The sequence below is a fragment of the Tardiphaga sp. 862_B3_N4_1 genome (assembly GCF_051811085.1).
Lineage (GTDB): Bacteria > Pseudomonadota > Alphaproteobacteria > Rhizobiales > Xanthobacteraceae > Tardiphaga > Tardiphaga robiniae.
This window is the reverse complement of the sequence record NZ_JBPWQB010000002.1, coordinates 683,246-706,268: the sequence shown is the minus strand read 5'-3', so window position 1 is coordinate 706,268 and position 23,023 is coordinate 683,246. Positions and strand designations below refer to the sequence as shown.

Sequence of the window (23,023 nt, the reverse complement as noted above, 5' to 3'; positions counted from 1 at the left end):
GGCGTGTCGCTTGCTGCCGAACCCGTTTTCAATCAGGACACTTGCTTGATGTCAGCACATCCCATGCCCAGATCGTCCTGGATTTTCCCCACGTTGGCCGTTCTGCTTTTTATCGCGACGTCAATTCCTTCGCTCGGGATCGGATTCACTGAGACGACTGCTGGCATTGTGTTCGCGGTTGTTCTGCTGGTCATCCTGTTCGGCACGGTGTTCGCCGCCGTGCATCATGCCGAAGTCATCGCACACAAGATCGGCGAACCGTTCGGCACGCTGTTGCTGACACTGGCCGTGACTATCATCGAGGTGGCGCTGATCGCCTCCATCATGCTGGGTGACAAGGCCGTCCCGACGCTGGCGCGCGATACTGTCTTCGCGGTGGTGATGATCGTTTGCAACGGGTTGGTTGGCATCTGCATCCTTGTCGGAGGGTTGCGTTACCGAGAGCAGGATTTTCAGGTCACGGGCTCGAATATTTATCTCAGTGTGCTGATTGTGATGGCGACGATCACGCTGATCCTGCCGAATTACACCCTGACCACTCCGGGGCCGTTCTATTCGAACGCACAGCTCGCCTTCGTCAGCGTCGCCACCATCATGCTCTATGCGGTGTTTCTCTACACGCAGACCATCCGACATCAGGATTACTTCGTCGCAGACGGAAGTAGCGAAGGTGCCGCAGGCGGGCATGTTTCCAACCGTCTTCTGGCCGTCAGCGCCGTTTTGCTGCTGGTCTCGTTGTTGGCGGTGGTGCTGCTGGCGAAGAAATTCTCGCTGGTGGTGGATGCCGGCATTGAACGGATCGGCGCGCCGGAAGCCTTTGCCGGTATCCTCGTGGCGCTGCTGATCCTGCTGCCGGAAAGCGTCGCCGCCATTTCTGCCGCGCGTGGCAACGATCTGCAGAAGAGCATCAACCTCGCACTCGGTTCATCGCTCGCCACCATCGGACTGACGATACCTGCGGTTGCGGTGGCAGCCTATGCGTTAAACAAGGAACTGGTGCTCGGTCTCAGTGCGCAGAAGATGGTGCTGCTGGTGATGACCTTCGTGCTGAGCATGCTGACCTTTGGCACCGGACGCACAAACATCCTGTTCGGGCTGGTTCACTTGGTAGTGTTTGCGGTATTCATCTTCATGGTGTTTGTGCCGTGACCACTTTGGAGAATGAGACGATGCTCGCTGCCCAGTCCGACGTTCAGCAGGACACGCCCGAAGTTCGCGTCACCGAATGGCGACTCGCGCCTGGCGCGGCGACTGGTCACCACACCCATGGGATGGACTATGTGATCGTTCCGATCACCACGAGCGTGATGACCATCGTTGCGCCGGACGGCACCCGTTCGCAGGCGCCGATCACGACCGGCAAATCCTATTTCCGCAAAGCAGGCGTCGAGCATGACGTTCTGAATGAAACCGACAAGGAAATCGTGTTTCTCGAGGTCGAGGTTAAGAAAGCTTAACCTTGTCTGCCTCCAGCGGCTGCCGGTTCATCGTGCTTAGCCTGCTGAGGACGACCTGAAACAATTCAATGCGACGGATTGGAACTTTGCCTTCGATCCGTCGCGATTGATCCCTGAATCAGCCTCAAATTCCTAGCATGAAGCAGCTTGGGGAAGAGGCCGGTTCATGCTGCACAAGTATCTCTCGAAGTTCACCATCGATATCTTGCCGTCGATTCTGGCGACGATCGTGGGTGCCTATATCGTCAATCACTACATCATCCCGAAGGCGAGCCCGGATCGCCCCGCTGCGGCTGTCGCATCGACGTCTGCGGAGCCGAAGCCTGACACCAAGGCAGCGACAGCCAAGCCCGCCGAGAATTCTGCCGACCTCGCCAATCTGCCCGAATCGGCCCCGGCCAAGGCCGGCGATAAGCCAGTGGTCGAGAAGGCCAGCATCGAAAAGCCCGAGGCGGCCACGACACCCGAGCCGCGTCGCCATCAGCCGGCATTGCGCGAGAAGGCAGCGGCCAAACCCGCGCCGGCTCCGGCCGCGCCTGCGCCGGTCCTTGCCACCGTGGGCACTGCGCCAGCGGCGAATGCCAGCGCGGATGAACGCCGCGACGCCAACGATCTCGCCCGTGCTGCCATCGAGCGCCTGAACCGCAGCGAGCCGCGACCCCAGGAAGCTGCCCGTGCGCCTGAGACTCCGCGTGCACCGGAGGCGCCTCGGGTGCAGGAAGCCGCACGGACTGTTTCCCCTCCGTCGATGCAGCAGCTGCCACCGCCGATCGTGGTGGCGACGCCAAGCGTCGAGAAGCTCGATCCCATGCCCTCGCAGGCCGAACGCCCCGAAGTACGTCGCATTCGTCCGCCCGGTGACATCCCGACGCCGCAGCCGATGGATCTGCAGGCGGATGCTGCTGGCACACCGCGATCTGAGCGCACCAACGTGGCCGAAGATGTGCTGTCTGCGGCAAAGTCGGTGTTCAATTCGGTGATCCCGCGCCCGTTCGAGCGGTAAGGGAAACGGTGGATTTTCCGCGCGCCGCTCTCACGCATGCAGGGCGACGTCGTATTGGTATCAGCCTGACTCCTGCCAGCTTTAGCTAGCCCGCGCGTCCACCCGTGCGGGCGAGGCCGTTCCGCGCGGCATCGTCCTTCGGGCGCAGCGCGACCGCGCGGCTGTAGGAGTCTGCGGCCTTGGCCCTGTCGCCAAGCTTCTCATAGGTCGCGCCGCGGGTCAGCCAGACCTGCGCATTGCCCGGTGCCACCTGCGAAGCCTCGTCGAGATCCGCTGCGGCTTCCTGGTTTTTGCCGAGGGCGAGATAGCATTGCGCGCGGCCGAGCAGGGGATCGGCCTGCTGCGGCGTCAGGCCGTTGGCCGACGTAAAATCCGCGATGGCAAATTCATATTTCTTCTCGGACTGATAGAGCAGCCCGCGTTGGTAGAAGGTCTGCGCACTGTGCGGATCGAGGTCGAGTGCCTGATTGAAGGCCAGCAGCGCGTCATCGGGTTTGCCGGATTGTGCGAGCGCCTGCGCGCGTGCAGCGTGGATCTGTGCATCCTGCGGATTGGTCTTGCCGGCATTCGCGGGCGGCGGAGGCGCCAGAGCCGTCGTCTTCGGTTCGTCCTTGTCAGACCCTGGTGTTAGTGACGACAGGTTGAACGAGCATCCGGTGCCGCACAGACCCGTAACGATAAGGGCAATCGCGGTAAGACCGCGGGCGCCGAAGCGGGACGGGGACTTGCGGACGGGACATTCCATGCAGGGCCAATCTCACGCAGCGACCAATGACCTATTGGTAGCGCGACATCGGGCAAAATGCACCCGATCAAGACCAGCGCGCCAAAGAAGTAGTTCGCGCAAAAAGCAACTGCGCAAAAAAATAACGCGGGCTTTGGCCCGCGTTATCAAACTCGGTGGATGAAGTGCGCTTAGCGCGCCGGACGCGGAGCGCCCGCGCCGCCAGCGCCGGGACGGCCGCCACGATCGGCGCCAGGACCCGCGCCGAACACCGGCTTCGGCTTCATCGGCAGCAGGCCTTCGCGCTGCAGCTTCTTGCGAGCCAGCTTGCGTGCGCGACGCACAGCCTCAGCCTTCTCGCGAGCCTTCTTCTCAGAGGGCTTCTCGTAGTGACCGCGGAGCTTCATCTCGCGGAAAATACCCTCGCGCTGCATCTTCTTCTTCAGCGCCTTGAGAGCCTGATCGACGTTATTATCGCGAACGAGAACCTGCACGCGGCATCCTCTTTTCAATTGATCGGATTTGAATTTCGGTAAAGTGAAGGGCCGACAAAGGCCATGCCCTTAACCTCAAGGGCGCCGATGTACCAGATGAAATGGCGAATGTCCACCTTGCGGCGCCGTCATTTTAACCTTCTGGGCCGGGAAAATAACCTATTTTTTCCGAATTTTCCCGGGTGGGGATAGGGCAGGTTCCCTGTCTCGACAGGTATTGGAGCACGGACGCATAATTCCCGTGGCGACTCAGCCGGGACGCCGATTACGACCGGAGAGCATCATGAATGGGAAAAAATACGCGGCCGAGCTGATCGGCACCTTTTGGCTCACATTTGCAGGCTGCGGCAGTGCCGTAATCGCGGCAGCATTTCCGCAGGTCGGTATCGGTCTCGTCGGCGTCTCGCTGGCCTTCGGCCTCAGCGTCGTGACCATGGCCTATGCCATCGGCCACGTTTCGGGCTGCCATCTCAATCCTGCGGTCACCGTGGGCCTTGCGGCAGGTGGACGTTTTCCCGCCGGCCAGATTCTCCCTTATGTGATTGCGCAGGTCGTCGGTGCGGTTGCAGGTGTGGCCGTGTTGTATGTCATCGCCAGCGGCGCTGCCGGTTTCGACCTTGCCAAGGGCTTTGCGTCGAACGGCTACGGCGATCATTCGCCCGGCAAATACAGCATGGTCGCGGGCTTCATCATGGAAGTGGTGATGACCATGATGTTCCTGTTCATCATTATGGGGTCCACGCACGGCAAGGCCCCTGCGGGCTTCGCGCCGCTGGCAATCGGGCTTGCGCTGGTGATGATCCACCTCGTCAGCATTCCAGTCACCAACACGTCGGTGAATCCGGCGCGCAGCACTGGGCCGGCATTGTTTGTCGGCGGCTGGGCACTGCAGCAGTTGTGGCTGTTCTGGGTGGCACCGCTGGTTGGCGGTGTTCTCGGCGGCGCGATCTATCGCTGGCTGAGTGACGAGCCCACTGGTGTGGTGGAAGGCAAGGCGACCGCCTGACGAATGAGGCGGTGAAGCCGGCGCCGTTACGTCGCCGGCTTCACTTCAACCACGTGGCCCATCTTGCGGCCGGGCTTCGGCGCGCCCTTGCCATAGAGATGCACGGTGGCGCCGGGGACGGTAAGCCACTTGCCGTAGTCGAGAATGTCGTCGCCGATCAGGTTGATCATGGTGACCTGGCCGTGGCGGACGGGTTTGGCGAGCGGCCAGCCGGCGATGGCGCGGATGTGCTGTTCGAATTGCGACACCGAGGCGCCATCGAGCGTCCAGTGGCCGGAATTATGCACGCGCGGCGCAATTTCGTTCACGACAAGCGTCGCGCTGTCCTTACCGGGCACGACAAACAGTTCGACGGCAAAGACGCCGACATAGCCCAGCGCAGTGCCGATCTTCTCGGCGATCTCGCGTGCCTTCGCGGCAAGCGCGTCGGAGATGCGTGCGGGCGCATAGGAGAATTTCAGGATGTGATCGCGGTGCTCGTTCTCGGTGACGTCGAAACATTCGACTTGACCGTCGGCGCCGCGTGCAGCGATGACCGAGACCTCGCGTTCGAACGGCACGAAGGCTTCAAGGATCGCGGAATTGGTGCCGAGATCCTTCCAGACCTGATCGAGATCGTCACCCTCGCGGATGATTGCCTGGCCCTTGCCGTCATAACCGAAGCGACGTGTCTTGATGACAGCTGGCAGACCGATCTTCTTGACCGCGGCATGAAGCTCGCCAGCATTCGCAACACCTGCGTAACCGGCCGTGCCGATACCCAGTGACGTTACAAAATCCTTCTCGGCCAGACGATCCTGCGTGGTCTGCAGGATTGTCTGTGCGGGCAGAACCGGGCGCCGCGCGTCGAGGATCATCGCGGTGGCGGCCGGCACGTTCTCGAATTCGTAGGTGATGACGTCGCAATCGCTGGCGAACAGTTCGAGCGCCTCGACATCAGCATATTCAGCGCATGTCGCGTTCTGCACCACATCGAAAGCCGGCGAATCCGGATCCGGTGAAAAAACCTGACAGCGGAGGCCGAGGCGTGCTGCGGACATCGCCAACATACGACCGAGCTGGCCGCCACCGAGAATGCCGATCGTATCGCCCGGCTTGAGAACCTTCGTCACCACAGCGCTCACGCTGCACCTTCCGGCTTTTCAGCCACGGCATCGGTCTGCGCCTTGCGCCAGGCGGCGAGCTTTGTTGCCAGTGCCGTGTCGTGCAGCGCCAGCACGCTCGCCGCGAGCAGTGCCGCATTGATCGCGCCGGGTTTGCCGATGGCCAGCGTGCCGACGGGCACGCCGCCCGGCATCTGTACGATCGAATAAAGCGAGTCGACGCCGGACAGCGCCTTGGATTCCACGGGCACGCCGAATACCGGGAGTTCCGTCAGCGCCGCGGCCATGCCGGGCAAATGCGCAGCGCCGCCGGCACCGGCGATGATGATCTGGAAGCCCGCTGCCTTGGCGCCCTTGGCGAATGCGACCAGCCGGTCCGGCGTGCGGTGGGCCGAGACGATGCGCGCCTCATGGGATACGCCGAGCGCTGTCAGCGTTTCGGCGGCATGGCGCATGGTTTCCCAGTCCGACTGGCTTCCCATAATAATGGCGACGGGCGCGGTCATTCCGTATTTTCTTTCGCGAATCCAGAAAGATAGGCTGGAAATACAATGTCGTCCCCTTGCGTGGCAAGGAGCGTGGCAAACATGATCTCGTCTTGGTGAAGACTGGCAAGCCTTGTAACAAATCCCATGCAAAAGAAAACCCGAACGCCTGCTGCAAAGTCGGTCAAACCTTCCATGAAGCCGGCGTTGCGCGGTTCCAAGGCGTTGGTGTCGCTGCCAAAAAGCCGCGCGCCGGCGGCCGCGCTGACGATTCGGGCGGCTGGAAGCGCAACTCACACAGGCCGAGGCGAAGATTGCCGAATTGCGAGCTTCGGCGGAAACCGACTTCCTGCTCGACATTCTCAACCGCCGTGGCTTTGCCCGCGAGCTGACCCGCGCCGTGGCCTTCATCGCCCGCTATAGCGCGACGGGTGCACTGATTGTGCTCGATGCCGCGATCGACCAGCTCACTTTCGTCTTCCGCGACATCAACGTGTCGGCTGGCGCCTCTGCAGGCGTCGCACTGCTGGGTCCCGATGTCGATGGCGAAGCCGCGTTGGTTCAGGCCGACAGGGCGATGTACGTGCGCAAGACCGCGCGACGCGCGAAAGTGTAGTTAGCCATCGCCGGCGTTGGCGCCTTACAACGCGCTGAGGTCGCTTGGCACTTCGCCAAAGGCGCGGATCACCTGGGCGTCGCCGAACTCGCCGATCATCGGATCGCCGGTACGGCTGAAGGCCAATGCGCCGATTGAACCTGGCGCACGGGACAATAGTTCGGCGCGGCGGATGGCGCCGGATGCGCTCTGACATTCCTCGGCGGCACCGGCGGCGGGCGAACCAGAGTCGTCGTGCAGGAAGGGCAGTGCGACATAATAGGTGATATCGGCCATGGTGCCTTCACGAGTCGATTGATCTCGGCGTAAGTTTGTTCTTATTTTGTTCTTATTGTCAAGTTTCGGCAGCGTCTTGTTTGCGGTCGCCCCGTTCCGCTCCTGTGAGGCCGCAACGGCTGGCTTGCGCGGTGCGAGCGCCAGCGCCATCGCGATCAATTCGCGCAGCCTCAGCAGTTTTCACCGCGCCACGATGCGATGCTGGCCAGAATTAAGTTTGGCTGTCGTGCCTACGATGCCGCGCGAAAAGAGCGGCGGCCGTCGCGAAGCAAGGTTTTTACGACGGGCGAGTTCAACACCCAGCCTGCTGCATTCACCGCGAGTTAAAGAAAGCCGATCTATTGATCGTCACGCATCGGGTTGCAGTCATGGCCGCTCTTTAGCCGACGGCCAGAGCGTGACGCATTGTCTCAGGCGATAATATCCGGGGTGATCTGATCTTCGATGAAGGAGATGCGGTCTTTCAGCTGAAGCTTTCTCTTCTTCAACCGTTGCAGTCGCAAAAGATCGGGTGCCGGTGAATGTTGCAAGGCATCGATAGCGGCGTCGAGGTCGCGATGTTCTTGCTGCAATCGGGCGAGTTCTAACGGGAGTTCGCGATCTTCGTCGTCGTTCATGTTTCTAGCTGACTGGATTCGCAAGTCATTTGCGAGGAATTTCTAGGATGACTATCGCCGGTGCAGGCGCACCACGCAAGCCGTCCGGTTCCATGTTTTTGCTGCGCAATTAGGTCACGATTCGTTTCAGACGATACCCGAAGCTCAAAATACACTTTTCAATACCCATCGACAGATGTCCACTGTCATGTAGAATTCATCGTCCAACCGAACGTATCCTGAGGTTCAATCCTACCGAGGAGTTTTCGAATGGCACTACAGGCGCATCTCGTCGAACTGGAACGCAAGCACAAAGTTCTCGAAAGCGAATTGCACGAAGCGCTCGTGCACCTGTCTACCGACGATCTCCGCATCGTCGAACTCAAGCGTCGAAAACTGATGGTCAGGGACGAAATCCAGCGTCTCAAAAACGGGGCCAGCGAAACGGTGCACTGATCAACGGCTGCACTGATCAGCGAACGATAAATCACAGCATCGACATCGTCGTCTACGTCACTGCTTTCGCGTAGGTGCGATGACGTCTTCCCCTCATCCCGCGATAGGTTTGCGACGAAGCTCCAGTATTCGGTTGGCCTGGATCGCTTCGCCTGCAACCTTTCGCGTTCAATGTCCCGCCATCTCAGCCACGTAGTCCGCGATGGCCAGCGATGATGTCAGCCCCGGTGACTCGATGCCGAACAGGTTGATAAGGCCCGGCACGCCATGGGTCTGGGCACCCTGGATCATGAAATCCTGCACCGCGACTGCGGGCGGCACGATCTTCGGCCGCATTCCTGAATAGCTCGGCATTAATGCGCCGTCCGGCAGACTTGGCCAGTAGCGCCTGATAGCCGGATAGAACCTCTCTCCGCGTGCCGGATCGACCGTGTAGTCGATGTGATCCACCCACTCGACGTCAGGGCCGAAACGCGCCTGGCCGGCCAGATCGAGCGTCAGATGCACCCCGAGGCCGCCCGGTTCCGGCACGGGATAGATCAGCCGCGAGAACGGTGCTTTCGCATTGCAGCTGAAATAACAGCCTTTCGCCAGATAAGCGGGCGGTATCAGGTCGAGCGGCATGCCGTCGAGCATGCGGGCGATCGCGGTTGCGGACAGGCCTGCTGAATTGATCAGCATGTCGCAGGCTAGTGTCATCGGAGCCTCGCCGCCGACATCCAGTTCGAAACCGTCGGCGGTGACCCGGCCACGTTCCAGCGGCGCGAGGAATGCGAAGGCCGCGCCGGCGGCTTCCGCTTCACCGCGCAGCGACAACATGTAGCTGTGGCTATCGACGATTCCGGTGGAGGGGGACAACAGCGCGGCTTCGCAAGCCAATGCCGGCTCCAGCGCCCGTGCCTCTGTCCCGGATAATTGCTCGAGATCAGCGACGCCATTGGCTTCGGCATGCGCTTTGATCGACGCCAGTTTGGCGATCTCCTCCGGACGTGTGGCGACGATCAGTTTCCCGGAGTTGCGATGTGGGATGCCGCGATCGCGGCAATAATCATAGAGCGCCTGTTTTCCAGCGACGCAGAGCCGTGCCATCAGGCTTCCGGCCGGATAATAGATGCCGGCATGGATGACCTCGCTGTTGCGCGACGAGGTCACGGTACCGATCGCGTCCGCGGCCTCTAGCACGATGACCTCGCGTCCCGCTTCCGCCAGTCGCCGGGCGATCGCAAGACCCACGACGCCGGCGCCCACCACCACGCATTCAACCTTGTCCATGTCGCGTCCGATAGTTTGCTGCGCCGGTCAGCTGCGGTTCGACCTTGCGCATGTGGCGCATTAGTAAAACATTAAGCATCACAGCTAATTACCACCAAATTTCGCCGCATTCTGCAGGTGCGACGATACGCATTTACCTGATCCACATACCTGTAACCAAACACTCACGCTGCGAATACGCGGGTGTGTAATGACTGGCAAGATCGGGCGATCAGACAGCAAGGCGGCAGTGTCCGTCATCGCAGTCGCGTGCCTTCTCGGCAGCATTGCCGGAGCCCACGCAGAATCCCCGGCGGTTCATTATATCAGTGAACTCGACCCGCAAATGATCTGGCAGATCCTCATCGGTGGATTTGTCGCGCTGGCATTTCTCGCCGCCATTGTGCTGTGGGTCGCCTCGGCGCTGCGCAATGTGCGTCGCGAGCAGCATCGTCGCAATGCGTTTGTCGGTTCTGCCCTCAATCATCTCGGCCAAGGCATCGTGATGCTCGACGACCAGAAGCGGGTCGTGTTTTGCAACGATCGCTATCTTGAGATCTACGACCTGACGCGCGCCGACATCACCAAGGATATTACCGGTCCAGAATTGCGGGAGTTACGCCGCCAGCGTGGCAAGCTCGATCTGGCCACCCAGAGCTTCTACGAGCAGACTGTTTCCGCCGGCGAGTACATTGCCGAAATGCCCGGCGGGCAATCCGTTCACGTCAAGTTCAGCCGGCTTCCCAATGGCGGCGCCATTGGCATTCATGAGGACTGCACCGAGCAGCGTTTCCTGCAGCGCGAGCTTGCGACCACCAAGCAATTCCTCGAATCTGTCCTTGATCACGTCCCGATCTGCGTCGCGGCCAAGACCATTGACGATGGCCGCTATATCTTCGCCAACCGGGCTTTCGAGACCTTCTCTCGGCTCTCGCGCGATAAGATCGTTGGCAAGCGACCGGATCAGATATTCTCCGCACAGTCTGCGAAAGCGATTGCCGAAGCCGATGCCCTGGCAGTGGAAACGCGCAGTCAGTGTCGCAGCGAGTTCAATGTGGAGATTGGTTCAGACCTCCGCACGCTGGATAGCAATCGCGTGATTGCCTTTAACGAACGCAATGAGCCGGCATTTCTGATTGCGCTGTTCGAGGATGTGACCGACCGCAAGTCGCTGTCCAAGGAACTGGAGAACGCCAAGAAATTCCTTGAGACCGTGCTCGACAACATTCCTGTGTCGCTGATGGTGCAGCAGATCAGCACCGGTCGTTATCTGTTCGCCAACCGCGGCGCAGAGGTCATTTTGGGTCGGAAGCGCGAAGACGCTATCGGTCTGACGGTTCCCGAAATGCTTCGCCCGGAAGAAGCGAAGCTGATCGTCAGCCGGGATCAGGCCGCGATCAGGGGCCGAACACCGATTGCGGAAGAGCATCCGATCAGCACGCGCGACGGATTGCGGCTGTTCCTGACCCGGCGGGTCACCGTGCTCGACGAAGCAGGCGAGCCGCAATATCTGATCAAGACCCACGAAGATGTCACCGACCGCCGCCAGACCGAGGCGCGGATGGCGCATATGGCCTATCACGACGGCCTGACCGATCTGCCGAACCGCCCGGCCTTTTTGCAGGCCCTGTCGCAGATGATCGATGCCTGCGGCGAGACTTCCGAGGAATTCGCGGTGCTGTCGATCGATCTCGACGGCCTGAAGGAGGTCAACGATGTCTTCGGTCACGCCATCGGTGACAAGCTGCTGATCGAAGTGTCGCGTCGTGTCGATGCAGCCGTGGGCGGCGGAGTTGTGGCGCGGCTCGGCGGTGACGAGTTCGGCGTGATCATCGACGGCGCGCAGCCCGCGGCCGGGCTGTTGATCGCAGAGCGGATCTCCGCGGCCCTTGCGGAGGAATTCCCGATCGAGGGCAAATCGGTGCGTACAGGCGTCACCACGGGCATCTCGCTGTTCCCGCGCGACGGCCATGACCCGGCCGCGTTGCTGGCGAATTCCGGCGCGGCGCTGTTCCGTGCCAAGTCGCAGTCGCGCGGTTCGATCAGCATCTTCGAGCCGCAAATGGACCAGCAACTGCGCGATCGCCGCGTGCTGCATCAGGACCTCTCGGCCGCGATCCGCAATGGCGAATTGTCGCTGCACTACCAGCCCCAGGCTCGCGCTGGCCAGACCGTCGTCGATGCCGACATTACGGGCTTCGAGGCACTGGCGCGGTGGATTCATCCGACGCGCGGTTTCGTGCCGCCCGGAGACTTCATTCCGCTGGCCGAAGAAAGTGGCCTGATCGTCGAGATGGGCGAGTGGATCCTGCGCCAGGCCTGCCTTGAGGCTGCCTCGTGGCCGGTGCCGCTGCAGATCGCGGTCAATCTGTCGCCCGCGCAGTTCATGCATGGTGATCTCGTCGGCCTCGTGCATTCAATCCTGCTCGAAACCGGCCTGCAGCCCGGTCGCCTTGAGCTGGAAATCACCGAGGGTGTGCTGATCGAGGATTTCGATCGCGGCGTCGCATTGCTGCGGCGGTTGAAGGCGCTCGGCGTGCGCATCTCGATGGACGACTTCGGCTCCGGCTATTCGTCGCTGACCTATCTGCAGGCATTCCCGTTCGACAAGATCAAGATTGACCGCGCTTTCGTGATCAATCTGGGGCTCAATCCGCAGTCCGCTGCCATCGTGCGCGCGGTCATCGGGCTGGGCCATGGCCTCGACGTCGCGATCGTTGCGGAAGGCGTCGAGACCCACGAGCAACTCTGCTTCCTCGCCAGCGAAGGCTGCGACGGCGTACAAGGCTACTTCATCGGGCGTCCTGCCCCGATTGCGCAATATGCTGCGCTGGTCGGACGGATTGCCGCCGCTGCGCCCGCCGCGCGCATGGTCGGTTGAGCGACAGGCCGTTGCGAAGTGCTGATGCTGTTGAGCCCGCGGCGTTCCGCGGCTAGCTTGCGGTTATGACGAATCTCACTGCGACAGTCGCGGATCCGGCGGCCAGCGATGCGCCGGTCATCGCCTATCCCACGCCCTTGCTGCGGATCGACGGTGTCACCAAAAAATTCGGCGCGCATAGCGCAGTGGACAATCTCTCTTTGGACATCAAGGCCGGTGAATTCTTCGCGCTGCTCGGCCCGAGCGGTTGTGGCAAGACCACGTTACTGCGCATGCTGGCAGGTTTCGAAGCGCCGGACACGGGCAAGATCGAGTTGAACGGCGAGGATATCGCCGCGGTCTTGCCGCATCAGCGGCCCGTCAACATGATGTTCCAAAACTACGCGCTGTTTCCGCATCTCAACGTGCGCGACAATATCGGTTTCGGTCTCAAGAGCGCTAGCCTGACGCGTCTCGGCATCGATACGCGGGTTGCCGAAATGGTGGCGCTGGTCAAGCTCCAGGGACTGGAGAAACGCCGACCGGATCAATTATCGGGCGGCCAGAAACAACGCGTGGCGCTCGCCCGGGCGCTGGCGCGGCATCCGCAATTGTTGCTGCTCGATGAGCCGCTGGCAGCTCTCGACAAGAAACTGCGCGAGGAAACCCAGGTCGAATTGATGGCGCTGCAGCGCCAGCTCGGCACCACCTTCGTGATCGTCACCCACGATCAGGAGGAGGCGATGACCATGGCCGACCGTATCGGCGTCATGAATGACGGTCGCCTGCAACAGGTCGCGACACCGCGACAGCTTTATGAGGCGCCTGCATCGCGCTGGGTCGCGGAGTTCGTCGGCGACATCAACATCATCGAGGGCGGGATCACGCATCGTGACAGTCATCGCCTGACCATTGCAGGCCGCGATGTAGGAACCCTGTTTGCGATTGAGCCGCGACAGCCCGTCGGCGATGCGGTCATCTGTGTTGCGATCCGCCCGGAGAAGATCCGGTTGTCGCGTCGCGGGCCGGCGACGGACCTCGTCAATAGCGGCGCCATGAATAGCCTTGAGGGTGTCATTTCCGACGTCGGCTATCTCGGCGGTCGCTCGCTCTACAAAGTGAAGCTCGACCGCGGAGCCACATTGCGGGTCGCTCTCGCCAATACCGCGCGGCTCGATGTTGATGCCTATTCGATCGGCGAGCGCGTTGCGGCATGGTTCGCCCCCGATGATTGCGTGGTGCTGGTTCAATGAGCGCGCGTCGCATCTTCACGGCGCCGGCGCGGCTGGCTGCCATCCCGCCCTATGTCTGGATGGTGCTGTTCTTTCTGGTGCCGTTCGGTTTCGTGCTGAAGATCAGCCTGTCGCAGACGGCGATTGCGCAGCCGCCTTATCTGCCGGTGTTCAGTCTGTCCGAAGGAATCGCCGGGCTAAAGGCGTCGTTTATCGCGCTGTCGCTGGATAATTTCCGGCTGCTCGTTTCCGACAATCTCTATCTTGCGTCCTATCTGCGCAGTGTCCTCGTCGCCGTCGTGTCGACCCTGATCTTGCTCGCGGTCGGTTATCCCATCGCCTATGGCATGGCGCGTTTGCCGCGACGCTGGCAGGGCATTGCGATGATGCTGGTGATCGTGCCGTTCTGGACCTCGTTCCTGATCCGCATCTATGCCTGGATCAACATCCTGCAGCATGACGGCTTGCTCAATAAGGTCCTTCTTGCGCTGCACGTCGTATCGACGCCAATCGTGTGGCTCTCCACCGACAGTGCGATGTATCTCGGCATCGTCTATTCCTATCTGCCTTTCATGATCCTGCCGCTCTATGCCACGCTGGCGAAGCAGGACCCGTCGCTGATCGAGGCCGCCGCCGATCTCGGCGTCTCGCGCATCGACGCCTTCTGGCTGGTGACGGTTCCCTTGTCGCTGCGTGGCGTCGGCGCCGGTGCACTGCTCTGCTTCATTCCGATCATGGGCGAATTTGTCATTCCCGATCTGCTTGCCGGATCGAATTCGCTGATGATCGGCCAGACGCTGTGGCTCGAATTCTTCACCAACAAGGATTGGCCGGTCGCCTCTGCCACCGCCATCTTGTTGCTCGGGCTGCTGTTGATCCCGTTATTGGTCTATGACCGGCTGCAGCGCCGGCAGCTGGAGGCGCGCTGATGGCCGTGCATCCGCTCCGCCTGTCGCGCTTTAACGTCACGTCGCTGGTGCTTGGTCTGGCGTTTCTCTATCTGCCGATCGTCATTCTGGTCATCTATTCGTTCAACGCGTCTCGCCTCGTGACCGTGTGGGGCGGCTGGTCGACGCGCTGGTACACCGAATTTTTCAACGACCGCGCGATGCTGGACGCTGCCTGGATGAGTCTCCGTGTGGGTGTCGTGTCAGCAACACTGGCAACGCTGCTCGGCACTTTGGCCGCGATAGCGTTGACGCGTGGCGCGGGATTTCGCGGCCGGATGCTGATGTCCGGGATGCTCTATGCGCCGCTGGTGATGCCCGAAGTGATTACCGGCCTGTCGCTGCTGCTGCTGTTCGTGGCGCTGGATGCCGGGCGCGGCTTTGTCACGGTGACCATCGCCCACACCACACTGACCATGTGCTTCGTCGCTGTCGTGGTACAGTCGCGTCTCGCCGGGATCGATCGCAGCCTCGAGGAAGCGGCGATGGATCTCGGCCGCGATCCGCTCCGCGCATTTATAGCCGTCACGTTGCCGCTGATCTGGCCGGCCATTGCAGCGGGCTGGATGCTGGCCTTCACACTGTCGCTGGACGACCTCGTCATCGCTAGTTTTACGACCGGGCCGGGTTCGGCGACGCTACCGATCCGGATCTATTCGGAAGTGCGTCTCGGCGTGAAGCCGGAGATCAACGCGATCTGCACGCTGATCGTCGGTTTCATCGCCGTCGTTATCGTGCTGGCATCGCTAGTGTCGAAACTGTCGAGCGCCCGCGGCGAAAGCGCCGCGCCGTTGTAAGGCAAAAAGTTAGTTCGCCTTTGGTGCTGCATCCGCAGGTGCTGCCGCCGCAGGTGCATCGGCGGGCTTATCCGGCTCTGCTATCGGCGCCTGCTTCGGCACGCCCGTAAAGCGCTCGATCACCGAGCGTACAGCGTCGCGGGTCTTGCGATCCTTTACCGCATCCAGCAAAGGCGCCGCGCCCGGCGACCGGCGGATCAGGCTTTCCGGATCTGGGAAGATCAGCGGATCGTCCCACGGGCCTTGGATCACAAAAGGCAACTCGAAGCCGCCGGTGCCGTTGGTTGCCGGATTGAGACTGGCAATGCCCTTGAAATCATATTCACGCGCCGGCACCGACGCGGTACCGGTCAGCGTCAGTTTCGCAGCGGGACCATCGATCCGGATATCCTGTGCGGTGGCGATACCGTCGTTGAATTTCACGGACATGTTGAGCGTGTTGAACGGCGTCGAACCCGAGCGGAAATTGCCGGCGCCGGACAGCGGACGTCGCTCCAACCGCTTCAGCAACTGTTCGACGTTGAAGCCACTGATGGCGCCGTCATGACCGGTCAACGTCGCGGTGCCGTCGAGTGATTGTGCGAGGCCGAAAGGCGATGAGCCCGAGGCCTCCAGCATCATGCTGAGATTGCCGCGGCCGGTGAGCTTGTTGACGCCGAACAGATCGCTGGCACAGGCCTGCAGATCGACATCGCTGAACTGGAACTGGGCCTTCACATCGGCCACGGCATCGGAATGGGCAACATTGAACGAACCACGGACGATGCCGCCATACATCTGCGCTTCACCCACCGACAGCGCCAGTGTGCCGCCGCGCAGGTTGGCGCCGAGCGCGGTGCGGCCGAGCACTGAGGAGCCAACTGTGACCTTGGCGGCCGACAGGCGCATGTCGAGATCCGTGGTGGACAGCGCGTTCAGATCGAACAACTGCCGGTTCCAGTCACGGGCGCCGGAGGCCAGCAGCCGCACGGTAGACACATAGGGCGTGAAGTCGAGTGCGCCGGCAGCCAGGGTGGCCTGCAGCGTCTGACGGCCGGTGTTGCTGTAGGTCATGACGCCTTCGGCGCTGTTGCCGTCGAGCTCGACATTGACATTGGTCAGCGCGATCGACGGACCGACCAGGCTGGCGCGCGCCTTCAGGGCAAAGCGGCCGAAACCGCCGGAGCCGGGCGGTGCCTGACCGACCCAGCGCAGCGCATTGCGCAGCGACAGGCTGTCAGCAGTCAACGTGCCTTCCATGACCAGACTGGCCTTGTTGGCGACGGTGCCGTCGAATGCCAGCTTGATCGGCGCACCAGCGATGCGGGCCTTTACACCGGAGCGCTCGCCGGACAGTGCGGCAATGAAGTCGCTGACGCTGAGGCTGCCGTCGATGCGTTCGCCGCGCCAGTCGAACTGGCCGGTTGCAGCGAACGAGCGCGAGATCGATGGCCAGGCCAGTGACAGGTCGATGTCGCCGAGACGCTCGGTGTTGTGCGGGTCCTGATAGTGCAGCACGCCGTCCTGGATGCGGATCTCGGAGAAGGATAGTGGCTGTTCAGCGCCCGGCCTCATGGTGCGGGCGATGGACTCGATGAATGGAGTCCAGTTGCTTTCGCCGGAGGCCTCGCGGATCACGCGGATACGTGGCCGCAGCATCATCATGTCGGCGATCTCGAAACGCTGAAGCAGCAGCGGCAACAGCCGGAGATTGGCCGTCAGCACATCGACCGTCAAAGCGGGATCGATCGACCCGCCGCCTTTCAGGCCGACATCGTGAAACGAGACATAGCTGCCTGGAAAGACCGAGACATCCACCGCGCCGTTGACGACGAAATCCAGCCCGGTCACGGCGCGGATCTGGGCCTCCACGGCATGACGCAGCGTATCGCGGTTAAGCAACCACGACATGGCAAACAGCCCGATCACTGCAACACCCAGGAGCGCCGCAATCGGCATCCCCAGGCGTCTTATTCCTTGGGCACTCGTCAATGAACTATCCGGGTTGGTTGGTGGTCACACATAGCGGGGCGGCATCCACGTGCGCCCACGTCCAAGGTCCTCAATTTGAAGGGTTTTCTTGACGCTTTCAAGGCCATAGCGGGGGTGATGGGGTCGCAGTCCCCCGCGATTGACCTGTCGCGGAGTTTCCGCCTAATAATCCACGACATAGCCGCCCGCGCCCGCTGGGTTCTCAGCGCATTCCTGCATCAGGTCGATTCCCATGAACAAGGTCTACCCCGACGCCAAATCGGCACTCGATGGCATTCTCAAGGACGGCATGATGATCATGTCCGGCGGCTTCGGCCTCTGCGGCATTGCCGAGGACCTGTCGGACGCATTGCGCGATTCCGGGGTCAAGGACCTCACCGTGGTGTCCAATAACGCCGGCGTCGACGGCATCGGCCTGTCGCGCCTGCTGGAAACCCGCCAGATCAAGAAGATGATCTCGTCCTATGTCGGCGAGAACAAGCTGTTCGCCCAGCAGTATCTGGCCGGCGAACTGGAACTCGAATTCTCCCCGCAGGGCACGCTGGCCGAGCGTATCCGCGCCGGCGGCGCCGGCATTCCTGGCTTTTACACCAAGACCGGCGTCGGCACGCTGATCTCGGAAGGCAAGCCGACCATGGAATTCAATGGCGAGACCTACATGCTGGAGCGTGGTCTGTTCGCCGACATTGCCATCGTGCACGCCTGGAAGGGCGATACCGCCGGCAACCTCGTCTATCGCAAGACCGCCCGCAACTTTAACCCGATGATGGCGACCGCCGCCAAGATCACCATTGCCGAAGTCGAGCATCTGGTGCCGGCCGGCGAGATCGATCCGGATCACATTCACACCCCCGGCATTTTTGTGAAGCGCATTGTCGAGGTCGGTACCGGCAAGAAGCGGATCGAAAAAGTCACCTCGCGTCAGCGTCCCGCGTAACCGCCAAAAGCAAAAACAGGAGAGAACGATGGCTTGGACCCGTGATCAAATGGCAGCGCGCGCGGCTAAGGAACTGCGCGACGGATATTACGTCAATCTCGGCATTGGTATTCCGACGCTGGTGTCAAACTACATTCCCGAAGGCGTCGACGTTCAGCTGCAGAGCGAGAACGGCATGCTCGGCATGGGCCCTTTCCCCTATGAGGGCGACGAAGATCCGGACCTCATCAATGCCGGCAAGCAGACCGTCACCGAACTGCCGGAGACCAGCTATTTCTCGTCGGCGGATTCGTTCGGCATGGTCCGTGGCGGTCATATTGATTTGTCGATCCTCGGTGCCATGCAGGTCGCCCAGAATGGCGATCTCGCCAACTGGATGATCCCAGGCAAGATGGTGAAGGGCATGGGCGGCGCGATGGACCTCGTCGCCGGCGTCAAGCGCGTCGTCGTCGTGATGGAGCACTCGGCCAAGGACGGCGCCAAGCTGCTGAAGAGCTGCAATCTGCCGCTCACCGGCGAGCGCGTCGTCGACATGGTCGTCACCGATCTCGCAGTGTTCACCATCGACAAGCATGGCAATGACGGCATGGCCCTGATCGAACTCGCCGATGGCGTGACGCTCGATGAGGTGAAGGCCAATACCGAAGCTGAATTCCGGGTCGCGCTGACCAATACCTGAACGATTGCGTGCTCCGAACGTTGACATGATGCCCGGCCTCGTGCCGGGCATTCGTGTTAGTATCTGCCTTTTCATCTCTTTAGTTGAGCATGATCAATCGGAAAACCGGTTGCCACTTTTCCGGGTCATGCTCTAGGAAGCCGACATGCGCGCCAGTCTCGAAGACCGTTTCTTCCTGCTTCTGATCGTCGTGGTCACGTTGGCCTTCGGCTGGATCATGAGCTCGTTCTACAGCGCGATCCTGTGGGGCGTCGTCATCGCGATCATGTTCGCACCGATGCACCGGCGGCTGGAGCGCCGTATGCCGAAGCATCCAAATTCGGCAGCTCTGCTCACCGTAGGTCTGATCGTGTTGATCGTGATCCTGCCGCTGACACTCGTTGGCGCATCGCTGGCGCAGGAAGCGGCCGTCGTCGTCGGCAAGATGAAATCTGGCCAATTCAATCTCGGCACGTTTCTGCAGCAGATACTCGATGCCGTCCCACAATGGGCGAAGGGACTGCTGGATCGCTTCGGCGTCGCCAATCTCGGCGGCATGCAGGACAAGTTGACCGAGGGTCTCGTCAAAGGCAGTCAGTACTTCGCATCGCAGGCGCTGAACATCGGCCAGAGCACGTTCGACTTCATCATCAATCTCGGCATCATGCTCTATCTGCTGTTTTTCCTGTTCAAGGACGGCGAAGCGTTGTCGCAGCGTGTGAAGGATGCGATCCCGCTGCGGCCCGAGCTGCGTGACGATCTGATGGAGAAGTTCACGGTGGTGATCCGCGCCACGGTGAAGGGCGGCATTCTGGTGGCGCTGGCACAGGGCGCGCTCGGCGGGTTGATCTTCTGGATCCTTGGCATCAATGCCGCGTTGCTGTGGGCCGTGCTGATGGCGTTTCTGTCGCTGTTGCCTGCGGTGGGAGCTGGCCTCGTCTGGATGCCGGTCGCGCTTTATCTGCTTGCGACGGGCTCGGTCGTTCAGGGTGTCATCCTGATCGCCTATGGATTTCTCGTCATCGGTCTGGTCGACAACATCCTGCGCCCGATGCTGGTCGGCAAGGATACCAAGCTGCCGGACTATCTGGTGCTGATCGCGACGCTCGGGGGCATCGATGCGCTGGGCCTCAATGGCTTCGTCGTCGGTCCGGTAATCGCTGCAATGTTTGTTGCGGGCTGGGCGATTTTCGCGCAGTCGCGAAAGGAAGTTACAGGCGACGCCGCTTAATCAGCGTTGATACTCAGACCGGCCCCTGCGGGACATCCGCAAACCGCGTCAGCCAGACCACCGGACCGATGCTCGCAGCGACGATCAGCAGTGCGGCGAGTGCGCCCTCTTCGAAGCTGCCCCGACTGGCATATTGATAGATCGATGTCGCGAGCGTTTCGACATTGAGCGGTCGCAGTAACAGCGTTGCTGGCAATTCTTTCAGGCAATCCACGAAGACGACGATGACGGCGCCGAACAATGCTGGACGCAATAGTGGCAGTTGAATCATGCGCAGCGTGGTGATTGCCGGCGCGCCGGCGGCGCGGGCGCTGTCGTCGTAATCGACGGGGATGTGCTCGAAGCCGGCCTTGATGAAACCGGTCGGCACCGCCAGGAACCGGATCACGTAGGCGATCACCACGGCGGCGCCGGAGCCGACCATGACAAGCCCGGGCGAAGCGAGACTGAGCCATCCGGCGAGCTTGCTGAATCCATTGTCGATGAACAGCACCGGCGTCAGTAGACCCAGCGCCAGCACCGTTCCGGGCAGCGCATAGCCGGTCTGAGCGACGGCGACCGACAGGTTGGTCAGCCGCGAAGCACGCCAGCGCTGAGCGACGATCACCACAAGCCCGAGAAGCAGCGCAGCTCCTGTGGCAATTGCGGCCAGCGCAATGGTGTGGCCGGCATCGCGCCAAACCGTCGTTTCCATCGACAGCAGACCGCGACGCAGGCTTTCACGCAGTAGATAGAGCAAGGGCACGGCGAAGCCGAGCAGGGCAGGGAGGAGACAGGCGGTGAAAGCAAGCCATCCGCGTGCACCCGTCAAAGGCGTGCGCGGTGCCAGTCTCGGATTCTCCGAAGAGAATTCCACGCTGCCTTCGCGGCGGCCGAAGCGCTCGATGGTGATCAGTACCCCGACGATGGCGAGCATGAACAATGACAGCTGCGCGGCACCTGCAAGGCTGCCGCGATTGAGCCAGGTCGTGAAAACCGAGACGGTAAGCGTACGAATGCCCAGATATTCGCTGGCGCCGATGTCATTCAGCGTTTCCAGCGATACCAGTGCGAGGCCCACAGCGAGGGCGGGGCGCGCCATCGGTAGCGAGACCCGGCGGAACGTCGTCCAGCGATCGGCACCGAGTATCTTCGCGGCTTCAGCAAAATCGGCGCTGCGATGCTGGAACATCGCGCGGGCAGAGAGATAGACGTAGGGATACAACACGATGCCGATCACGAAGATGGCGCCGGGCAACGAACGCAGGCTCGGCAGCCACCCGATCGCGCCGGGCAACGACATTGCCGTTGCCAGCGCGCGATGGACGAGACCCAGTGGCTCGAACAGGTCCACATAGACGTAAGCGGCGAGATAGGTCGGAATCGCCAGCGGCAGCGGCAAGAGCCAGAGCATGAGCGTGCGGCCGGGGAAATCGTGCGCCGAGACCAGCCATGCGGTGCCGGCACCGACTGTGAGCGTAACGATACCGACGCCGATCAGGAGGGCTGCGGTGTCGCGCAGCGCTTGCGGTAATACATAGGCAATCAGATGCTGCCAAAGCTCAGGCTCCGGCTGCAGCGCGAGTAATGCGATGCTGATCACGGGCGCTGCCACGAGGAGTGCGGTGGCAACTGCGACGAGAATCGCGAGCGCTTCGGTGCGGGAAGGCCTCACGGGCGTGCATGCCCATGTGGGCACTCTCCGCATGTCATCCCCGCGAAGGCGGGGATCCATACCCCAAGGAGAAGTAAGTCAGAAATTGCCGTAGCCACAGCGCCCTACCGAGAGTTCGGTGCGTATGGGTCCCCGCCCCGTGTGCGCTGCAGGCACACAGGGCGGGGACAACATACTGATAGGCTGTGTATCATCGCAGCCTACGGAGCAATAGCCGGGCTCAATTATCAAACCCGACCTTGTCCACCAGCGTCGACGCGGCTTTGCGGTTGGCGGCAATCTTGGCGATGGGCATCGGATCGGCATTGAGCTTGCCGTAGCCCGCGATGGTCGGATTGATCGTGATGCCGGCGCGCACGGGATATTCGTAATTGGCGTCGGCATAGACCTGCTGGGCATGCTCGCCGGCGAGCCATTCGATCAGCTTCATGGCATTGGCCTTGTTCGGCGCATGTTTGGCAAGCAGCACGCCGGACAGGTTCACATGGGTGCCGCCGCCTTCGAAGGTCGGCAGGATCACCTTGGTGGCTTCCGCCCACGGCTTCTTGTCGGGATCGGCATTCATCATCAGCGCCCAGTAATAGGTGTTGCCGATACCGAGATCGCATTTGCCGGCTGCAACGTCCCGCGCGGTCTCGCGGTCGCCGCCCGAGGGCTTCTGCGCCAGATTGGCCTTGACGCCGCGCAGCCATTCTTCGGCCTTGGCCTCGCCGTGCTTGGCGACATAGGCGGCGAACAGGCCGTTATTGTAGATGTGCTGGCCGGAGCGAATGCAGATCTTGCCCTTCCACTTCGGATCGGCCAGTTCCTCATAGGTGATGGCGTCCTGCTTGACGCGATCCTTCGACGCATAGATCACGCGGGCGCGCATCGAGATGCCGGCCCAGTGGCCGTCGGGATCGCGATATTGCGCCGGCACGACCTTCTCGATCACCTCGGATTTCATCGGCTGCGTCACGCCCGCCTGCACGGCCTCGTCGATGCGGCCGATATCTACCGTCAGCAGCACGTCCGCCGGGCTGTTGGCGCCTTCGGCCTTCATGCGTTGCTCGAGGCCCGAACTCGCCGAGATCACATTGACCTTCACGCCGGTGTCCTTGGTGAAGGCCTCGAAGATCGGCTGCACGAGCTTGGTCTCGCGATAAGTATAGACATTGACCTCTTCGGCGGCCTGCAGCGCTGAAGCACCGAGGGCGGCGAAGACGACGGCGGTGGCGAGGGCGTGATGCTTGATCATGAAATGGCTCCGGCAAGGGGCGTATCTACAAT

General features: G+C 61.5%; 24 protein-coding genes. 13 read left to right on the top strand and 11 right to left on the bottom strand.

Going from position 1 to position 23,023, the window contains the following annotated elements; genetic code table 11:
- Positions 1-48: 48 nt before the first annotated feature.
- The 3 genes from AB8B02_RS20570 (at position 49) to AB8B02_RS20560 (ending at position 2,460) form a co-directional block, all read left to right on the top strand.
- Positions 49-1,149 (top strand): calcium:proton antiporter, encoded by a 1,101-nt coding sequence (locus tag AB8B02_RS20570; RefSeq protein ID WP_089266242.1) that lies wholly within the window; start codon positions 49-51, stop codon positions 1,147-1,149.
- A 20-nt stretch (positions 1,150-1,169) separates the two neighbouring features.
- Positions 1,170-1,457, top strand: coding sequence for a cupin domain-containing protein (locus AB8B02_RS20565; protein ID WP_068730343.1), 288 nt, complete (start codon positions 1,170-1,172; stop codon positions 1,455-1,457).
- A gap of 166 nt (positions 1,458-1,623) precedes the next feature.
- Positions 1,624-2,460 (top strand): hypothetical protein, encoded by an 837-nt coding sequence (locus AB8B02_RS20560; RefSeq protein ID WP_231079238.1) that lies wholly within the window; start codon positions 1,624-1,626, stop codon positions 2,458-2,460.
- Between the two features lie 85 nt (positions 2,461-2,545).
- On the opposite strand, the gene AB8B02_RS20555 is transcribed toward AB8B02_RS20560, so the two are convergent.
- Positions 2,546-3,205 (bottom strand): tetratricopeptide repeat protein, encoded by a 660-nt coding sequence (locus tag AB8B02_RS20555; protein ID WP_175367821.1) that lies wholly within the window; start codon positions 3,203-3,205, stop codon positions 2,546-2,548.
- A gap of 170 nt (positions 3,206-3,375) precedes the next feature.
- On the bottom strand, positions 3,376-3,678 hold the full coding sequence (gene rpsU, locus AB8B02_RS20550) for a 30S ribosomal protein S21 (RefSeq protein WP_089265892.1): 303 nt from the start codon (positions 3,676-3,678) through the stop codon (positions 3,376-3,378).
- Positions 3,679-3,961: 283 nt separating this feature from the next.
- Here rpsU and aqpZ point away from each other — a divergent pair, with 283 nt between their 5' ends.
- Entirely contained in the window at positions 3,962-4,684 is a 723-nt protein-coding gene (aqpZ, locus tag AB8B02_RS20545; RefSeq protein WP_439065029.1) for an aquaporin Z, read from the top strand.
- A gap of 26 nt (positions 4,685-4,710) precedes the next feature.
- Here the strand turns inward: aqpZ and AB8B02_RS20540 are convergent, their stop codons facing one another.
- Genes AB8B02_RS20540 through AB8B02_RS20530 form a run of 3 tightly spaced genes read right to left on the bottom strand, consistent with a single transcriptional unit; the run spans position 4,711 to position 6,493 of the window.
- Positions 4,711-5,796: a 5-(carboxyamino)imidazole ribonucleotide synthase gene (locus AB8B02_RS20540; RefSeq protein ID WP_309943157.1), complete on the bottom strand. Its 1,086-nt coding sequence runs from the start codon at positions 5,794-5,796 to the stop codon at positions 4,711-4,713.
- 8 nt (positions 5,797-5,804) lie between these two features.
- Positions 5,805-6,293: a 5-(carboxyamino)imidazole ribonucleotide mutase gene (gene purE, locus AB8B02_RS20535; RefSeq protein WP_068728790.1), complete on the bottom strand. Its 489-nt coding sequence runs from the start codon at positions 6,291-6,293 to the stop codon at positions 5,805-5,807.
- Complete coding sequence (locus AB8B02_RS20530; RefSeq protein ID WP_439065028.1) at positions 6,290-6,493, bottom strand: hypothetical protein; 204 nt, start codon at positions 6,491-6,493, stop codon at positions 6,290-6,292. The genes purE and AB8B02_RS20530 overlap by 4 nt, the downstream gene beginning before the upstream one ends.
- A 101-nt stretch (positions 6,494-6,594) precedes the next feature.
- Between AB8B02_RS20530 and AB8B02_RS20525 the strand changes: the two genes are divergently transcribed.
- Entirely contained in the window at positions 6,595-6,888 is a 294-nt protein-coding gene (locus tag AB8B02_RS20525) for a hypothetical protein (protein ID WP_439065027.1), read from the top strand.
- A gap of 24 nt (positions 6,889-6,912) precedes the next feature.
- Here AB8B02_RS20525 and AB8B02_RS20520 read toward each other — a convergent pair whose 3' ends face one another.
- Both AB8B02_RS20520 and AB8B02_RS20515 read right to left on the bottom strand, forming a co-directional pair.
- Positions 6,913-7,164 (bottom strand): hypothetical protein, encoded by a 252-nt coding sequence (locus tag AB8B02_RS20520; protein WP_068728784.1) that lies wholly within the window; start codon positions 7,162-7,164, stop codon positions 6,913-6,915.
- A gap of 410 nt (positions 7,165-7,574) precedes the next feature.
- Positions 7,575-7,781 (bottom strand): YdcH family protein, encoded by a 207-nt coding sequence (locus AB8B02_RS20515; protein ID WP_068728782.1) that lies wholly within the window; start codon positions 7,779-7,781, stop codon positions 7,575-7,577.
- A gap of 249 nt (positions 7,782-8,030) precedes the next feature.
- Between AB8B02_RS20515 and AB8B02_RS20510 the strand changes: the two genes are divergently transcribed.
- The gene (locus AB8B02_RS20510; protein ID WP_068728781.1) at positions 8,031-8,216 is read left to right on the top strand and encodes a YdcH family protein; all 186 of its coding nucleotides are present in this window, start codon (positions 8,031-8,033) and stop codon (positions 8,214-8,216) included.
- A gap of 168 nt (positions 8,217-8,384) precedes the next feature.
- Here AB8B02_RS20510 and AB8B02_RS20505 read toward each other — a convergent pair whose 3' ends face one another.
- Positions 8,385-9,488 carry an NAD(P)/FAD-dependent oxidoreductase gene (locus tag AB8B02_RS20505; RefSeq protein ID WP_439065026.1) on the bottom strand — a complete coding sequence of 368 codons (1,104 nt, stop codon included), beginning with the start codon at positions 9,486-9,488 and terminating at the stop codon, positions 8,385-8,387.
- 190 nt (positions 9,489-9,678) lie between these two features.
- Here AB8B02_RS20505 and AB8B02_RS20500 point away from each other — a divergent pair, with 190 nt between their 5' ends.
- The 4 genes from AB8B02_RS20500 to AB8B02_RS20485 all read left to right on the top strand — a co-directional run bounded on the left by AB8B02_RS20500 (position 9,679) and on the right by AB8B02_RS20485 (position 15,303).
- The gene (locus AB8B02_RS20500) at positions 9,679-12,348 is read left to right on the top strand and encodes a sensor domain-containing protein (RefSeq protein WP_120287129.1); all 2,670 of its coding nucleotides are present in this window, start codon (positions 9,679-9,681) and stop codon (positions 12,346-12,348) included.
- A gap of 65 nt (positions 12,349-12,413) precedes the next feature.
- Positions 12,414-13,580, top strand: a complete 1,167-nt coding sequence (locus AB8B02_RS20495; RefSeq protein ID WP_439061947.1) for an ABC transporter ATP-binding protein — start codon at positions 12,414-12,416, stop codon at positions 13,578-13,580.
- A complete protein-coding gene (locus tag AB8B02_RS20490) occupies positions 13,577-14,488 on the top strand; it encodes an ABC transporter permease (RefSeq protein WP_439065025.1) in 912 nt (303 codons plus the stop codon). Before AB8B02_RS20495 ends, AB8B02_RS20490 begins: the two co-directional genes overlap by 4 nt.
- Positions 14,488-15,303: an ABC transporter permease gene (locus tag AB8B02_RS20485; RefSeq protein ID WP_175367826.1), complete on the top strand. Its 816-nt coding sequence runs from the start codon at positions 14,488-14,490 to the stop codon at positions 15,301-15,303. The genes AB8B02_RS20490 and AB8B02_RS20485 overlap by 1 nt, the downstream gene beginning before the upstream one ends.
- A gap of 9 nt (positions 15,304-15,312) precedes the next feature.
- Here the strand turns inward: AB8B02_RS20485 and AB8B02_RS20480 are convergent, their stop codons facing one another.
- The gene (locus AB8B02_RS20480) at positions 15,313-17,241 is read right to left on the bottom strand and encodes an AsmA family protein (protein ID WP_184512007.1); all 1,929 of its coding nucleotides are present in this window, start codon (positions 17,239-17,241) and stop codon (positions 15,313-15,315) included.
- A 265-nt stretch (positions 17,242-17,506) separates the two neighbouring features.
- Here AB8B02_RS20480 and AB8B02_RS20475 point away from each other — a divergent pair, with 265 nt between their 5' ends.
- From AB8B02_RS20475 to AB8B02_RS20465, 3 genes are all read left to right on the top strand, one after another.
- Positions 17,507-18,211, top strand: coding sequence for a CoA transferase subunit A (locus AB8B02_RS20475; RefSeq protein WP_068728766.1), 705 nt, complete (start codon positions 17,507-17,509; stop codon positions 18,209-18,211).
- Positions 18,212-18,239: 28 nt separating this feature from the next.
- Positions 18,240-18,890: a 3-oxoacid CoA-transferase subunit B gene (locus tag AB8B02_RS20470; protein WP_068728764.1), complete on the top strand. Its 651-nt coding sequence runs from the start codon at positions 18,240-18,242 to the stop codon at positions 18,888-18,890.
- A gap of 145 nt (positions 18,891-19,035) precedes the next feature.
- Positions 19,036-20,100 carry an AI-2E family transporter gene (locus tag AB8B02_RS20465; protein ID WP_439065024.1) on the top strand — a complete coding sequence of 355 codons (1,065 nt, stop codon included), beginning with the start codon at positions 19,036-19,038 and terminating at the stop codon, positions 20,098-20,100.
- 13 nt (positions 20,101-20,113) lie between these two features.
- Here AB8B02_RS20465 and AB8B02_RS20460 read toward each other — a convergent pair whose 3' ends face one another.
- Both AB8B02_RS20460 and AB8B02_RS20455 read right to left on the bottom strand, forming a co-directional pair.
- Positions 20,114-21,787 carry an ABC transporter permease gene (locus AB8B02_RS20460; protein WP_374725605.1) on the bottom strand — a complete coding sequence of 558 codons (1,674 nt, stop codon included), beginning with the start codon at positions 21,785-21,787 and terminating at the stop codon, positions 20,114-20,116.
- A 187-nt stretch (positions 21,788-21,974) separates the two neighbouring features.
- Entirely contained in the window at positions 21,975-22,991 is a 1,017-nt protein-coding gene (locus AB8B02_RS20455; protein WP_093757116.1) for a Fe(3+) ABC transporter substrate-binding protein, read from the bottom strand.
- Positions 22,992-23,023: the final 32 nt, after the last annotated feature.

Bases quoted from the DNA above. Each gene is read 5' to 3' on its own strand.
- AB8B02_RS20520 (WP_068728784.1), bottom strand. From the start codon at position 7,164: ATGGCCGATATCACCTATTATGTCGCACTGCCCTTCCTGCACGACGAC.
- AB8B02_RS20460 (WP_374725605.1), bottom strand. From the start codon at position 21,787: ATGCGGAGAGTGCCCACATGGGCATGCACGCCCGTGAGGCCTTCCCGC.
- AB8B02_RS20505 (WP_439065026.1), bottom strand. From the start codon at position 9,488: ATGGACAAGGTTGAATGCGTGGTGGTGGGCGCCGGCGTCGTGGGTCTT.
- AB8B02_RS20500 (WP_120287129.1), top strand. From the start codon at position 9,679: ATGACTGGCAAGATCGGGCGATCAGACAGCAAGGCGGCAGTGTCCGTC.
- AB8B02_RS20570 (WP_089266242.1), top strand. From the start codon at position 49: ATGTCAGCACATCCCATGCCCAGATCGTCCTGGATTTTCCCCACGTTG.
- AB8B02_RS20510 (WP_068728781.1), top strand. From the start codon at position 8,031: ATGGCACTACAGGCGCATCTCGTCGAACTGGAACGCAAGCACAAAGTT.
- AB8B02_RS20490 (WP_439065025.1), top strand. From the start codon at position 13,577: ATGAGCGCGCGTCGCATCTTCACGGCGCCGGCGCGGCTGGCTGCCATC.
- AB8B02_RS20470 (WP_068728764.1), top strand. From the start codon at position 18,240: ATGGCTTGGACCCGTGATCAAATGGCAGCGCGCGCGGCTAAGGAACTG.
- AB8B02_RS20495 (WP_439061947.1), top strand. From the start codon at position 12,414: ATGACGAATCTCACTGCGACAGTCGCGGATCCGGCGGCCAGCGATGCG.
- AB8B02_RS20465 (WP_439065024.1), top strand. From the start codon at position 19,036: ATGCGCGCCAGTCTCGAAGACCGTTTCTTCCTGCTTCTGATCGTCGTG.
- AB8B02_RS20515 (WP_068728782.1), bottom strand. From the start codon at position 7,781: ATGAACGACGACGAAGATCGCGAACTCCCGTTAGAACTCGCCCGATTG.
- AB8B02_RS20485 (WP_175367826.1), top strand. From the start codon at position 14,488: ATGGCCGTGCATCCGCTCCGCCTGTCGCGCTTTAACGTCACGTCGCTG.
- AB8B02_RS20475 (WP_068728766.1), top strand. From the start codon at position 17,507: ATGAACAAGGTCTACCCCGACGCCAAATCGGCACTCGATGGCATTCTC.
- AB8B02_RS20560 (WP_231079238.1), top strand. From the start codon at position 1,624: ATGCTGCACAAGTATCTCTCGAAGTTCACCATCGATATCTTGCCGTCG.
- aqpZ (WP_439065029.1), top strand. From the start codon at position 3,962: ATGAATGGGAAAAAATACGCGGCCGAGCTGATCGGCACCTTTTGGCTC.
- AB8B02_RS20565 (WP_068730343.1), top strand. From the start codon at position 1,170: ATGCTCGCTGCCCAGTCCGACGTTCAGCAGGACACGCCCGAAGTTCGC.
- AB8B02_RS20480 (WP_184512007.1), bottom strand. From the start codon at position 17,241: ATGCCGATTGCGGCGCTCCTGGGTGTTGCAGTGATCGGGCTGTTTGCC.
- purE (WP_068728790.1), bottom strand. From the start codon at position 6,293: ATGACCGCGCCCGTCGCCATTATTATGGGAAGCCAGTCGGACTGGGAA.
- AB8B02_RS20455 (WP_093757116.1), bottom strand. From the start codon at position 22,991: ATGATCAAGCATCACGCCCTCGCCACCGCCGTCGTCTTCGCCGCCCTC.
- AB8B02_RS20555 (WP_175367821.1), bottom strand. From the start codon at position 3,205: ATGGAATGTCCCGTCCGCAAGTCCCCGTCCCGCTTCGGCGCCCGCGGT.